11 protein-coding genes and 8 pseudogenes are annotated in these 13758 nt (G+C 46.8%); 14 read left to right on the plus strand and 5 right to left on the minus strand.

What is annotated here, in order from left to right; all coding sequences use genetic code 11:
- Position 1 precedes the first annotated feature (1 nt).
- A complete protein-coding gene (locus tag L977_RS17680; protein WP_028018533.1) occupies positions 2-1270 on the plus strand; it encodes an ISL3-like element ISKpn25 family transposase in 1269 nt (422 codons plus the stop codon).
- Between the two features lie 522 nt (positions 1271-1792).
- A complete protein-coding gene (locus tag L977_RS17685; RefSeq protein WP_047626418.1) occupies positions 1793-2479 on the plus strand; it encodes a GNAT family N-acetyltransferase in 687 nt (228 codons plus the stop codon).
- Positions 2480-2569: 90 nt separating this feature from the next.
- Here L977_RS17685 and L977_RS24010 read toward each other — a convergent pair.
- A pseudogene (locus L977_RS24010) lies at positions 2570-2822 on the minus strand (IS3 family transposase); the annotation flags it as partial.
- Between the two features lie 2 nt (positions 2823-2824).
- Between L977_RS24010 and L977_RS17690 the strand changes: the two are divergent.
- Positions 2825-3037: a hypothetical protein gene (locus L977_RS17690; RefSeq protein WP_047626419.1), complete on the plus strand. Its 213-nt coding sequence runs from the start codon at positions 2825-2827 to the stop codon at positions 3035-3037.
- A gap of 315 nt (positions 3038-3352) precedes the next feature.
- On the opposite strand, the pseudogene L977_RS17695 reads toward L977_RS17690, so the two are convergent.
- Both L977_RS17695 and L977_RS25065 read right to left on the minus strand, forming a co-directional pair.
- Positions 3353-3538, minus strand: a pseudogene (locus L977_RS17695) (type II toxin-antitoxin system ParD family antitoxin); the annotation flags it as partial.
- Positions 3539-3588: 50 nt separating this feature from the next.
- Positions 3589-3882 (minus strand): annotated as a pseudogene (locus L977_RS25065) (DUF4225 domain-containing protein); the annotation flags it as partial.
- A gap of 233 nt (positions 3883-4115) precedes the next feature.
- Here L977_RS25065 and vapB point away from each other — a divergent pair.
- From vapB to L977_RS17725, 5 genes and pseudogenes are all read left to right on the plus strand, one after another.
- A complete protein-coding gene (gene vapB, locus L977_RS17705; RefSeq protein ID WP_047626421.1) occupies positions 4116-4346 on the plus strand; it encodes a type II toxin-antitoxin system VapB family antitoxin in 231 nt (76 codons plus the stop codon).
- Positions 4343-4538: pseudogene (locus L977_RS17710) on the plus strand (VapC toxin family PIN domain ribonuclease); the annotation flags it as partial. The gene vapB and the pseudogene L977_RS17710, both read left to right, overlap by 4 nt.
- A 932-nt stretch (positions 4539-5470) precedes the next feature.
- Positions 5471-5933 (plus strand): annotated as a pseudogene (locus L977_RS25075) (hypothetical protein).
- 153 nt (positions 5934-6086) lie between these two features.
- Positions 6087-6241: pseudogene (locus L977_RS24575) on the plus strand (IS3 family transposase); the annotation flags it as partial.
- Between the two features lie 1408 nt (positions 6242-7649).
- Positions 7650-8033: a VOC family protein gene (locus tag L977_RS17725; RefSeq protein WP_047626425.1), complete on the plus strand. Its 384-nt coding sequence runs from the start codon at positions 7650-7652 to the stop codon at positions 8031-8033.
- A gap of 61 nt (positions 8034-8094) precedes the next feature.
- Here L977_RS17725 and L977_RS17730 read toward each other — a convergent pair whose 3' ends face one another.
- Complete coding sequence (locus L977_RS17730; protein ID WP_072034157.1) at positions 8095-8808, minus strand: biotin--[acetyl-CoA-carboxylase] ligase; 714 nt, start codon at positions 8806-8808, stop codon at positions 8095-8097.
- A gap of 336 nt (positions 8809-9144) precedes the next feature.
- Between L977_RS17730 and L977_RS17735 the strand changes: the two genes are divergently transcribed.
- From L977_RS17735 to L977_RS17760, 6 genes and pseudogenes are all read left to right on the plus strand, one after another.
- The gene (locus L977_RS17735) at positions 9145-9480 is read left to right on the plus strand and encodes a hypothetical protein (protein ID WP_047626429.1); all 336 of its coding nucleotides are present in this window, start codon (positions 9145-9147) and stop codon (positions 9478-9480) included.
- 79 nt (positions 9481-9559) lie between these two features.
- A pseudogene (locus tag L977_RS17740) lies at positions 9560-10171 on the plus strand (ISNCY family transposase); the annotation flags it as partial.
- Positions 10172-10372: 201 nt separating this feature from the next.
- Positions 10373-11281 (plus strand): LysR family transcriptional regulator, encoded by a 909-nt coding sequence (locus tag L977_RS17745; RefSeq protein ID WP_047626431.1) that lies wholly within the window; start codon positions 10373-10375, stop codon positions 11279-11281.
- 133 nt (positions 11282-11414) lie between these two features.
- Positions 11415-11921 (plus strand): polyketide cyclase, encoded by a 507-nt coding sequence (locus L977_RS17750; RefSeq protein ID WP_032640028.1) that lies wholly within the window; start codon positions 11415-11417, stop codon positions 11919-11921.
- 330 nt (positions 11922-12251) lie between these two features.
- Complete coding sequence (locus L977_RS17755) at positions 12252-12518, plus strand: type II toxin-antitoxin system TacA family antitoxin (RefSeq protein ID WP_032640030.1); 267 nt, start codon at positions 12252-12254, stop codon at positions 12516-12518.
- Complete coding sequence (locus L977_RS17760) at positions 12506-12991, plus strand: GNAT family N-acetyltransferase (protein WP_047626433.1); 486 nt, start codon at positions 12506-12508, stop codon at positions 12989-12991. The genes L977_RS17755 and L977_RS17760 overlap by 13 nt, the downstream gene beginning before the upstream one ends.
- A gap of 154 nt (positions 12992-13145) precedes the next feature.
- On the opposite strand, the pseudogene L977_RS17765 reads toward L977_RS17760, so the two are convergent.
- Positions 13146-13586: pseudogene (locus tag L977_RS17765) on the minus strand (IS3 family transposase); the annotation flags it as partial.
- Positions 13587-13758 lie beyond the last annotated feature (172 nt).

The following is a 13758-nucleotide window of genomic DNA, read 5'->3' on the forward strand; positions in this document are numbered from 1 at the left end:
GATGCTTGACCTGCTGAATCTGCCAGGCATCAAGCCGGTCGATATGCGCCACGAAGGCAAGTGCCTTGTGATAGTTGCTGAGCCGGTAACGGTCGAGGTGCCGTTATGTGGGGACTGCAACATCCCTATGCACAGACACGGTACGCGCAAAAACAAGTTCATGGACACGCCGTTGTACATGGAGCCCGTCCGCCTTGAAGTTCAGCGCCCGCGCTTTCGCTGTGAGTCGTGCGGAAAAATGTCCATGCCGGAGTTGAGTTTTCTGGATGACAAACGCCGAGCCACCAAACGGCTGGTCGATGTTATTCGGCAACAGTGCCTGGGAACCACCTTCCATGCTTTAGCCGAGCAAACCGGTGTGGCGGTGAACACCGTCAAGAACATCGCTCACGATCTCATTGAGGAACTCTCCCAAACCGTTCGTTACGAAACCCCAGTCATCATGGGCATTGACGAAGTTAACCTGGCCGGAGGGTATCGCTGTGTAATCACCAATCTGGCAACCAACAACGTCTTTGATATGTTGGAGCATCGAACTCAAGAGCATTTGAAGCCCTTCTTCAAGGATTTGCCGGATGCTGACAAGGTGGAATGGGTCTGTACGGATATGTGGCGACCCTTCAAGCGTTCCTTTGCTCAGTATCTGCCCAACGCCAAACTGGTGATCGACAAGTTCCATGTCGTCAAGATGGCTTCTGAAGCCTTGGAAGTAGAGCGCAAGAACTATCAGGCACAGTTAAGCAAAGAAGATCGCATTTACGTCAAAAAGTCGATTCGCTGGCTCACCCTGAAACGACCCGGCAACTTGACACCCGCAGAGCAAAAGGCGCTGGAGGTTGTAAAGCAGGCGATCCCAGCACTTGCCATGGCCTATGACTTCAAGGAAGCCTTCTTCTGCATCTACGACGAACCCGACAAGCAGAGCGCTCAGAACGCCTTTGAGGCTTGGGAGAACAGCCTTCCACCTTATGGCATGGAGCCTTTCAAAACACTGGTAAAAACGGTACACAACCATTACGACGACATCTTTGCCTACTGGGATGCGCCGTTCTCAATCACCAATGGCTATACCGAAGGGCTCAACGGCTTGATCAAGATGTCCAATCGGTTAGGTCGGGGTTATAGCTATGAGATCATCCGTGCAAAGACGTTGTACTCCAAAGAAGCCCGCAAGGTTGGCAGTGGTATTCGAGCAGGACGAGGCAAGGTCGAGTATGGACCGCACATTCCGACATTGTTGAAGCAGGCAGAAGGTGGAGAGTTGGATTAACGCGAGAGATGGCGCGTCTGAGAATCCAACCAATGTTAGATTTTCGCTGGGTGGTGAAAAACAGAAAAATCCAACCAGAAGCAGCTTTTTTTCCGACTAAGAATCAAGGATTAGAATGGATGAATTCCAACCCTAGAATGCAAATAGCCTTTTAATATAAACAGAAATTAACTCTCAGCTAACTTCATGAACTAACAGAGAATCTGGTTCTTATGAGCACTTTCTGAAGTTTTGCTCTTTTTCAGTTCATAAACCATTTTCAATCGCATATCCAAACACGTATAAATTTAGTGGCTATCTAGTTACCCTCTTGAGAAATTGATGGTTTTTGGTAAAATATATTTCCCATGAGAGAATTTTTACAGTCTCTGGGTTGAACCCGAACGAAGTGAGTTTCTGATGCAGTATCCACTGATCATATTACGACCTGTACCGCATGAGCCATGCGGTTGTCTATGAAGCTTATAACTGTATTTTATTTCGTCGGATAGGAACTACAATGTAATATATAAAGGATTCATTATGTCATATACCATCAAAGAAGTTGACTTCCCAATTATTCAAAATAGCCCTCAATACTTCAAAATAGTTAAATTGACAAGGGACAATGCAAAAGATTTGAGTATGTTTATTTTTGATGATAAGAGCCCTTTATTTGAATATCTAGTAACTAAAGAAGTTATTAGAGTTATGCATCTTATGAGTGAGATTGGATCATATCATAAGAAACTTATCGTTGTTGAACACGAAGGAACAAAAGAAATAGTAGGATTTTCATTTATTTCAGTTTTGCTTAACCCCATTAATCTAAAACCTATAAACGAGGCCTCAATCATATCTATAGTTGTTGATGAGGTTCATCGTAATAAGGGATTAATGAGAGCCATGATAGATAAAATGAAATCTATTTTTTCTGGGATCGCCTTAACATGCTCACCATCAAAAGCTGATATTTATAAAAGGATGGGGTTTACCATTAGCGGTTCTTTCCAAACTCACCTCTGCATGTCGTTGGGAAATTTAACAATTGGTGCAAAGTCTCTCTCAATAGATGATGAAACAGTTATGCGTGAACCTCATGTAAGAGATGCTTTGAATACCGCGATTAAAAAACATGGTAGCGATACAATTTCCAGAGCGGAAAAGGAATTAATATCGGCATTTCATTCAGCAACGCAGGAAGCTGAAAAATATAAAGAAGAACAGTGATCCTACCCATGTAATGTGGACACGGCCCTAAGCGAGGTTCTGGAGCACCCGACACATGGCTTTTATGCTGAACTTAGCCTGGTGTTGTTAAATAAAGACATACTTCATTTCAGGCGCTTCGCGAAGTATGTCGCGGCCTTTTGGAGGATGGCCAGCTCCTCGTCCCGCTCTGCCAGCTGGCGTTTGAGTCGGGCATTTTCAGCCGCGAGTTCGCTCTCGCTCTCGCTCTCGCGCTCTGACGATGTTATCTGTTGCTGCGTTTACTGCGCCCGTTGTAGAACTGCGATTCATACAGGCTGAGTTCCCGGACGGCTGCGGCCGCACCGATGCGCTCAAGGAGCTGGTGTGCCCGAGTATCATATTCGTTCCCTTAAAGCCTGCGAGTTTACAGACGCTACCGAAGTATTAGCCGATGTACTGATTGACTGCGTTGCAGGCGGTGCTTCCGTAAATTTTATGCACCCACTGGCCCGCGATAAAGCCGCGACTTTCTGGCATGACGTAGGGCAACTATTAGTGGGTAAGATCAATACTCCAGATGGTCAACTAGATACCTAAGCGGATAAAGTGCTGGCAAACAGATTGTTACATCCATCTGAATCCAGTAACTTCGGCAGTTTGAACTTACAATCTGGGTAAGCGAGTACATAGAAACACCCAACAATCAGCATGAGGTGAAGCAAATGTACGACAGACCTAATGCAATAAAAGGGAGGTATCTCAAAAGTCACAACATGCTGATTTCTGTGGCCGCACGAGTTAACCATGAAGTAATAGACCTATGGAGGTTATTTAACATAAGATAGATTTTGCGAATCAAGCATTTGATTTTTATATATTTTATTTTTTCTTGGTTATCTCTAGGGTTCATGCCGCGCCGAGCCCTTCAGCGAGCAGATCGCGCAATTCCTGAAGGCGGGATTCAGCCTGCTTCTCGCGCAGCAGCCGCAGCGCGTCACGCATAACCTCGCTCTGGGTACGGTAATCACCGGCCTTAACCAGGGAATCGATAAATTCGCGCAGCTCTTCACCAACGTCCACCGTCATCGTACGGGCCATAACCCCACCGTTTCTTAATGTAAGATTTGTTCTTACATCATTATATCAGCTTACTTCCATCTCCGGCATGTTAGCCAAAATTTGGCTTTAACCCTCCATCCCGCAATTTTAAGCGCCATTGCGGGACGTGGCGTGCCGGATACTTTCCTGAAGAAATCTGGCCTAGTCCAGTACCACAACCGTTGTGCTTCGGGTTTCAGCCTCAGGCCATACGCGCCGGATACTTCGCTGAAGAGTGTGACAGCCTTATACGTCCCCAGCCCCTGCTGCCGCTTGAAGCCCTGAAATTCAGCGCTCTCCATCGAGCCGTCAGCGAATATTCCCTCCGTCTGCTTATCACCGAGGAGGTTGTGCGCGGCTTACCGTGAAATCGTGTTAAAGCCATTTACGACAATCACCGCACCGGCCACCACGCCCACCGGCGTCATTGAGGACATCATGACGATCCCACTAATCTGCATACGTAACCCCTATACATATGCAGTGCATCTGCCAATACTAAGGATATGCACACATCCGGTGCGCGACCATCATTCCGGATATGCTTCGCATATCCTTCAACTCGGGAGAGAAATAAATGAGAGCCGTATCAATTTTTAAAAATGGCAACAACCGCGCCATCTGTCTCCCCCACGATCTGGATTTTGAGGGGGCGAGCGAGTTGGAGATCGTCAGGGAAGGGGACAGCATCATCCAGCCTCCCGTCCAGCCTACCTGGGGCTCGTTCGTGCAAATGGAAAAAACAGACCCGGATTTTATGGCAGAGCGTGAGGACGTTGTCACCGACGAAGGACGATTTAACCTGTGAACAAGATCTATATGCTCGACACGAACATCTGCTCGTTCATCATGCACGAGCAGCCGGAAGCCTTGCTGAAGCGCCTGGAGCAGGCGGTGCTGCGCGGCCACCGTATCGTGGTCTCGGCCATCACATACTACAAGATGCGTTTAGGTGCCACCGACCCTAAGGCCTAGCCACGTGCAGCTGGTTGACGCGTTCTAATAGACAGGCTGTACTTTCTGGCTGGAAGAGTATGCAACGATTTTGATATGTAAACGGAAGGGCAATTTTAAATGGAAAAAAGACGAGGGACTCTACGGGCGACATCACATCCCTCGACAAAAGATTCTCAACGGATTTTTAATAGAAGAGAACGGGATGGAGAATTTAGGATTTTGCTGTATAAAACGCAACGACAAAATGTAAAATTTTAGTTAACTGGCTGCAATTCAATCTATAGCAGTTGCCGTCTTCCTGTTTGCCACGTCAGTTGATTACCTGATAAATTATGGCAATGGTGAATCCCCCTATGCGGTGGGGCGTCCCAGTCAACTGCTGTCTGCAGGTATGCGCGCGGCTTTACTGACCAGGGGTAAAGTCACCGGGAGGCACCCGGCACCATGACAATAACTACAACCAGTTTGAAATTCCTTGAGAGCCTGCCGTAAAACGCAGGCTTTTTTTATGATTTAGCAAACTGCTGCTACGCTTCAAGTTGTGGGAAGTAACTGAATGCCTGACGGTTATCCCTAACCGATAGTGAATCAGCCGATACAGCTTAATTCCTGTGCATAGGTCTTGTTCACACCTACCTTACAAATAGTCAACTCATTAGCCCGCCCTCAAAAGTGGGCGTTTTTTTATTCTTAATACAGCCCCAGCGTACAGCTGGGTGAGAGTTTGTATCGAAACTACTGGCATTTCCTGCTGCGCATCGGTACTGGTTCAGGAGGCTTATTGACGGTTACTCACCCTTTAATCAATCTCTATTTCCAAATCAAAGCAGGCCGTCGAAGAACTGCGCGAGGTGAATGATGTTCAATCTGCGCCACTCATTTTCGAACAGTTCATCAGCGAGAAAGAGAGTAATGCGCTGATGGCGGTGGTGGATCCGGGGGGGGGGCTGGTCCTGATGTCACGGTGTAACTGTTATTGCTGGCCTGCCAGTTACTCTCGTCAAGAGTTGCTCAAAAGCCAGCAGCCTTCAGAGCGATAGCTACGTTCTGCGAACGGAAAGCTCTTTACAGGGGTAGGTGTTCGCCACCCAGATATTCAAATTCAATCAGGTTGCAGAACATGCCAGGAGGCTTAACTTTCTGAGCAACATCAGCATTGAAGATATCGTCATCGAATACCGGGAGATTCTCAACCTGCGATTTGTATGTTCCTGCTGACACTGCGGGTGTGCTGCTCGAATACGCCTACCATTTACGTTCCAGCGCAATGCACATCTATACCAGCGGACCTGACGCAGCCGATGATATTACCTCTGCCGCCACCTCAATAGCATACTTCAAGGCTTTGCTATGGGTTAAGCCACTGCTGGCTGTGATTGATAAAGGCACAAAGTGCCTGGCTGGCATTCGGCAGATAGAGCTTAATTCAAAGAACTAGGGATGGCTCGTCCTTGAGCACACGGGTATTTCTGAACGACGGCTTTACCTGACATAGCAAAGCACCATTAAATTGTAGAAAAAACTCATCGTTAAACAAGCGAAGCGCTGCTTTGTCACAATGCTCCGCAGCACGGCTGCCCAGATATGGTGAGGCGATGTAACATATATCTGGAAAGGCAAACGCTGGGCGTATCTCGCCGTGGTTCTCGACCTGTTCGCGATAAAGCAGTGTGCAGGGTAATGTCGTTCTCAAAAAACAGCAGACTCACCACGAAAGCGCTGGATATCAACCGGGAACCTTCTGGAGTAGCCAACTGTTTGCGGGCATATAGCTATCCTTCACTGCGCAGAGATCTTAACCCCGGCCATCATCATTTGCCGCATCGAAAATTTTTACAAGCTCGCCACTCTTCAGGCAGGGAGCGATTAGCTGCTCGCGCATGAGCGCAAAGCCCAGTCCTGCCGTACGACTGCCAGTGGCAACAGGCTATTTTCAAAGAGCGGCCCTGCACTTAAATACCTGCGCAGAAACTGTTGATTCCAGTTCCTTCGGTCCTTGTCGCGCAGCGGTGCCCTCTGTATCAGTTAGCTTCACTGTTGGTTTAGTGATTGGTGTGGCTCCTGAAATTATCAATGCATATGGTGCGATTGGTTAGATGACTTGTGCCTGTTATATTCTGTCCGACCCCAATTACATAACAGGAATACACGTGAATCAGACAACCACAGCCTGTGTCAGGTTCTGGTGCGTGTTCATGCCAGCGGCGTCAACCCGATTGATTATAATTTCCAGTATTTTTCTACCTACAGTTAAATCATGTAAACTACTGAAATCGATATGATGCTGATTGGTTATGTGCTGGAATCAACATATCGGGCTGCGACGTTATGTCTGATGCTTACAGGTGGATTCTGGCATCATCTCTGGCACACCAAAAAATAATGCAAGGTTAAGTCATGCAGATGAATCCGCTTCTTCGGCTCATAATCGCCCTGACGGTATTGATGGCCATTTTATCTCTTTATCGGGAGGATAAAGGGCTCGCCTGGTTGGCTTTGCTGTGGAATGGCTGAACATTAGTAACCCAGAGCAGCATGACCGAAATACTGTCATCATTCCAGGTTCTTCAGTAACTTACGAAGCTGTACTACCCTGTTTTACTGTCACAAGGATGTATGTGGGACATTATCTATGACGATGTTATTTAACTTTCTGCCTTAACTGCAGACAGGAAAATATGAGGTCATCTCGTTCATATGAAAGTAATAAATTACACTGTGTTGATTTATCTAGAATTTGCTGAGGGGGAGTGTGACCTGGATGGTTCTCTGGTGGCATTCTTGTGCTCAAGAGGTTATACATCTCTTTCATCCTCTTTTGTTCATACATGTGCGGTCTTTGCCGGACATGAAGACCAGGTCATGTCAAAATCTGAATCCGTAAATGACGGTGCGGGGTATCTCAGAAAGAGACTGCAAAAACTGTTTAAGAAGGTGATGCAGGAGCATCATTTTTCCTGCCAAATTTCACTTGTCATTTCACCCACTGATGTGACCACAACCTATATTCCGCGAAAGCGCGGTGGGCTAAGGTGCTAAAAGAAACATCGGGATTTCCCGTGACAGATTCAAATCAGACGTGCCATCAGTGATGAATGGCCGTATCTTATTGGAAGGTATCGTCGGTTTTTGAACAAACGAAAGGCTTATCAGTATGATTTCTCATTTAGACCATTTTGTTCTCACAACCCGCGATATGCAGGGTTGTGTCGATTTCTACTCAGACGTACTCGGGATGGTAGTTGTTCGATTCGGAGCGGGCAGGACAGCACTGAGATTTGGTCAACAGAAAATCAATATCCATGAATACGGCCGGGAAATAGAGCCAAAGGCGCATCTGCCAGTGCCCGGTTCGCTTGATTTATGCTTTATTGTTCATGGAACAATTGCAGAACTGCTTGCCCACCTCAATGCTCACGACGTTAAGATTGAAGAAGGGCCTGTAAAAAGAACTGGTGCCAGCGGGGAGATTGAGTCCGTTTATCTTCGCGATCCGGATCTCAACCTCATTGAACTGTCTGTTTACCTTAACGGCTAAGCGAGCGTTGCAGTCCTGTTTTCTGGAACTGGTCAGTCATTGTCAGGCCTACCCAACAGAATCAGTTATGGAACAATACGTCTCCGTAATTCCACGCCTTCACCACACCATCTGGGGTTTCAAGCAGTATCCGGCCGTCTGTATCCGTGCCCCTGCAGATACCGGAAACTATTTGCGTTTTTCCTGCATCAAGTGAAATCTCAGTCATTTGATTAAGCCCTTTCATTCTCCCTTCATAGGAACTCCGCAGCACGCTAAATCCATAAGTTTTCCAGAGAGAAAAATAGTCATCCCAGCGATGTAACAGGCTATGGAGGACATCCTGAGCATCTTTATCCGTGAAGCCAGCAAGTCCCGCAGCGATGTTTTCCAGACCCAGATTATCGGCAGTCATGTTAATGCCGATGCCTACATAAATGGCTCTTGGATCGGCTTCAATCAGTGTTCCACTAACTTTGGCTCCATTTATCAGGATATCGTTCGGCCATTTTATCTGCACCTCAGCATCACGAATAATAAGAGACAGCGCATCATGTATGGCTATCCCTGCGACGAGAGAAAGCGTAGGTAGTGATGTCCTGTCATCCGGAAGAGGAACAACAATAGTGACCGCGATATTCCCTGGTGCCGAAATCCATTTGCGGTTGTATCGCCCTTTACCTGCAGTCTGCTCGCGTGCGGAAAGCGCGAAATTCATGTTCCCGGTATGCTGGACAATCCGTCTCGCTTCATTATTAGTACTGTCCACCGAGTCAATTGTTATCAGCTCTGTCATTCTCATCTGTTCCGATAATTACCAGGTCGCCAATCCTAACAAACTCACCTGAACAGAGAAACATAGGCGACATGACTGGTAACAAAGGTCATCAGTTCCTAGGGGGATTGGGGAGCATGGGGTGAGAATGTTTACTCTCTGAAAATGAATACTTTGCGCGCAACTTTGCTTCATCAAAAGGAGTAAGCCAGTATTTAACAACCTACTAAGATTTCTGCTGCTGGGGAGAGGGGGTTAAAAAACCTAATCAGTTATGATTTATGGTTGTCGTTGTCGTTACATTAGCATTGCATAGTGGTTATACTTCTCCTCTTTTTTTACTAACACAATACCTGAATGTTAAAGAAACTGTATTTCGCTCTACCTATCGTTGCTATGGCCGGTGCTGTCGTATTTTGGCTTCAACCTCACTACTCGACAGAAGAGGAAAGCTACTACCGCTCGGTCTTCTGTACCATTGATCATAACGATCAGGAAATGTTCTTGCGTGACATGGAGAAACTTGTGGAAGGAGGAAATTCAGAATATGCGCTCCGTCAGTATCACTATATTCCTGAGCTCGGTGAAAAAATGTTCAATACCTGGAAGAAGCTTAGTATCCAGGAAAAAAATGCTTTAAGGGAGGATCCTCAGCAGTGTCTCGCTATCATGAGCGATAGACAACGATTGTAAGTACCGTGTTAACGCCAAGCTGTAATGTTCCCTTTGAACCATTCTAAAATGTCCCCAGGCGATTTCTGGGGGAAATTTCATGATCAAAGAGACAGTTACAATGAGCCATAAGGAACTCGACAGGCTTCAGAGTATTCAGGAGCCAGTCAGCCGTCACATCACCCAGGAACAAGCCGCGGTACGTATTGGGGTCTCAATCCGTTAGTTTAAACGCCTGGTGCATCAATACAGAAATGAAGGTCCTGTTGGTCGTATATTTCGCAGACGTGGAAAGCGTCCAAATAACGCTTTTACTCCCGCATTTAGAACGACGGTAATATCACTCCTCAAAGACCGCTACGCTGGTTCTTGACCAACTCTTGACTGTGCGAAATTGCGCGAGATATACGGCTTGTCTTCATTTGTGGAAATTCTCATAAAGTGGATGGTAAAGGAGGAAATATGGTGTGAACGCCGTCGTAAACATGCCCGAATAAATCAACGCCGCATGCGACGTCCATCCTACGGTGAATTGATCCAGATTGATGGCTCGCCTCATTACTGATTTGAGGGCAGGGGGCCCAAATGCACACTGATAGTTTTTATCGATGATGCTATCAGCGCTCAGATGGTGCTGCGATTCGTTCCCGCAGAAACAAACCTGGCTTACATGGAAACTCTTAGGAGTTACCTTAATGATCATGGCGTACCGTCCCGCTTCGCTTCTGGCACGGAGCGGACGTGTAACGGAGCTGAAGCTCTATTGTGAGCGAAGAGCGGACTTATCCGTAAAAGGCTTACCATCAGGAATGGAAGTTCACCCCAAAGGAAAACTCTCGGAAACTTTCTAGACAACCTTTTCCCGAGCATTTAGCCTGAATTAAAATTTTAATATCTTTCAGGCTAATTCATTATGAAAAATGATATCAGAACCCTCGACCTTAACCTTCTTAAGGCCCTTGATGCATTACTGGATGAGAGAAGCGTTACTCGGGCTGCAAAGCGCCTCTCCCTGACGCAGCCTGCCGTCAGTGGTATGCTTTTTCGCTTGCGTGATTACTTTGACGATCCACTCTTTGTTCGCACCAGCCACGGTATGGTCCCCACTATGCGGGCCAATGAACTTTCTGCGCCGGTAAAAAAAATCCTCACCGATATCGCTATCCTGCTGAAACCAAATAAATTTGATCCCATGACGGTGGAACTGACTTATACCATCGTCGCAACGGACTATGCACTTAAGGCTGTTGTCGTTCCGTTGATGGCTGAGCTGAAACAACGTGCACCGTATATTAAAATCGCCGTGCGGTCCGTGGACAATGAGCGAATGTATCAGCAGTTGTCCCGGGGTGAAGTTGATCTGGCTTTGGTAACACCGCAAACAACCCCCGAAGACCTGCATGGAAGAGCGCTCTATGAAGAACATTATGTCTGCGTAGCACGACGTCATCATCCTCTGGCTGCGAGTTCAAAAATGACGCTCGAACAATTTTGCAAGCAGGAGCATATTATGGTGTCTTCGGACGGAAACTTCACGGGTGTTACAGATGAAGCACTGGCTAAGCTCAGTCTGACACGAAGAGTAGGGATGTCAGTTAATAGTTTTCAGGTGATACCTGATATATTGCGAGTGACTGATATGATTGCTGTTGTACCTCACCGCATGGTCCTGTCTAACAACGATCTCATCATTCTCCCTTTGCCCCTGAAAGTACCCGGCTTTACCAAGAGCATGGCCTGGCATGAGCGAACCCATCGTGATCCAAGTCACCAGTGGATTCGTGCTTTATGCGCAGAAGTAAGCCAACCTACCGCGCCCTGATATAATTTATCTTATTAAGAATATAATAAATTACAATTCGCCTTATAACTCCATTGTGCCAATAATCACTGTCATCACGTTACTGCCGTAACGACAAACGCAGTGCTCTCAACTTTAGCAAATGGAGAAATTTATGAACGCGATTAACTGGCCAGAAGGCTTTGTTCCCGGTTTTACCGATAACTTTGTTTCTAATGAAATGATCATCTCAGGTCTTAACGTCAATGATGTCTGGCCGCTCCTGAGTCAGCCATTGCTATGGCCGGAATACTATAAAAATTCCGCCGATGTGCGCTTTTATGACAACAAAGGTCCAGAACTGGAAAATGGTGTTCGCTTCTACTTCAGCACGTTTGGTTTCCCAGTTGAAGCTCAGGTTGTGGAGTTTGTTCCACCCGCTGAAGGTAAACCTGCTCGTCTGGCATGGCACGGATGGGCCGGTGAAAAAGATACTGCTCAACGACTCGATGTCCATCATGCATGGCTACTGGAGGACCTTTCCGGTCACAGGATCCGTATCTTAACGCAGGAAACACAGAACGGTGTCCCCGCAAAAGATCTGGCAAATACCCGTCCGAACCCAATGCTTAATGGTCATCAGGAATGGCTTGACGGCCTGATTCGAGCAGCAAAGAAATAATAAACCGCTTTCCACTGCCATATCACTGAGGCTGCACTTCCCCGTAGCCTCAAGAATATTTTCCCGTTTGCTATTGCAATTGATTACATGTAAATCATGTAATCCCCTTTACTGGAGGCTAAAACGCAGATCTTGATGCTCAGGGCACGCCTCTCAATTGGGCGCATTCGCCTGTCGGTGTGTGGTTCGTGGCGGGACTATAGGGAAGAGAAAAAGCGTTTAATAGGAGCAGAGGGATTACAGGTACCTTTTGGTGCGAGTGTATAGCGTTTGCTATACAATATCATTGTGATATGCTTGTAAAGCAATTGCTATACAAGGAGCACACTCATGAAATCAGATGTCCAGCTCAACCTCAGAGCCAAGGAGTCTCAAAGAGCACTTATCGATGCTGCTGCAGAAATCCTTCATAAATCACGCACGGACTTTATCCTTGAAATGGCGTGCCAGGCTGCTGAGAATGTCATCCTCGATCGTCGCGTATTCAATTTTAACGATGAGCAGTATGCTGAGTTTATCGATATGCTCGATGCGCCAGTCGCGGATGACGCTGCCATCAATAAACTCCTGGCAAGGAAACCTCAGTGGGACCTGTAACAGCACCAGAACCGTTATCCAGCCTCCATCAACTAGCAGAGTTCGTCAGTGGTGAGGTTGTACTTGATGACTGGCTTAAACAGAGAGGATTAAAAAACCAGGCTCTTGGTGCAGCACGAACGTTCGTCGTTTGTAAAACAGACACTAAACAGGTTGTCGGTTTTTACTCCCTTGCCACCGGCAGCGTTAACCACGTGGAAGCAACGGGAAGCCTCAGGCGCAATATGCCAGATCCAATTCCCGTAATCATACTTGCTCGCCTAGCAGTCGATTTTTCATTCCGTGGTCAAGGGCTCGGGGCCGATTTACTTCATGATGCAGTTCTGCGCTGTTACCGTGTAGCTGATAATATTGGAGTCCGTGCGATTATGGTTCATGCACTGACTGAAGAAGCCAAAAACTTTTATCTTCACCATGGCTTTAAGGCATCGAAAACTCAGGAACGGACTCTGTTCCTCAAGCTTCCGCAATAGATTCATTGGCAAGAAAAGGGATGTGGATGGTGATAAATTATTGATATTTAATCATATATTGACAATATTTAACATAATCTTTGTTATGCGCACTGATTTTGTCAGCACAAAGCGTTATTGTCGTCTCAGGGTCTGCGGATGTTTTCCTGGACTGTTATGTTGTGATCCCAAGATGCTGCCGGTACTTCACCGGACTCATTGCACCTAATGATAGCTTGATACGTTTCTCGTTATACCAGCGTATGTACCTGTCCAGGAAGCAGATAAATTTTTCCAGCGTGATACCAGCCCAGTTTCTGCCATAGAACATTTCGTTTTTGATACGCCCGAAGAAGCCTTCACACGCAGCATTATCCGACGAGCATCCTTTGCGCGACATGGACCTTATAAGTCCGGATGTGTTGATACGATCGAGCCAGCCCGGCCACCGGTAATGGCCACCACGATCGCTGTGTATTACCGGTTTATCATGTTCGTTGAGCGTATCGAGTGCTTCATCGAGCATCGTATTCACCAGCGTCGCGTCCGGGCGTGCTCCTATCGACCAGCTTACAACCTGGCCATCAAAGCAGTCGATAACCTGCGACAGATAGACGATACGGGAGAGGATACGCTGGCAGTTGTTGCAACAAAAATTGCAGAGCTGATTACTGTTTAGTTAATGCTCCCGTCCCATTTATCTTGTCTGCTCTTGCAGGCCAGATCTCTTTGATATTCATCCTCTTCCTGACTGATTCTCACTTTTCCACATCACTTAAGGTATGTTC

The sequence above is a fragment of the Enterobacter sp. ZOR0014 genome (assembly GCF_000798855.1).
GTDB classification, from domain to species: Bacteria; Pseudomonadota; Gammaproteobacteria; order Enterobacterales; family Enterobacteriaceae; genus Enterobacter; species Enterobacter kobei.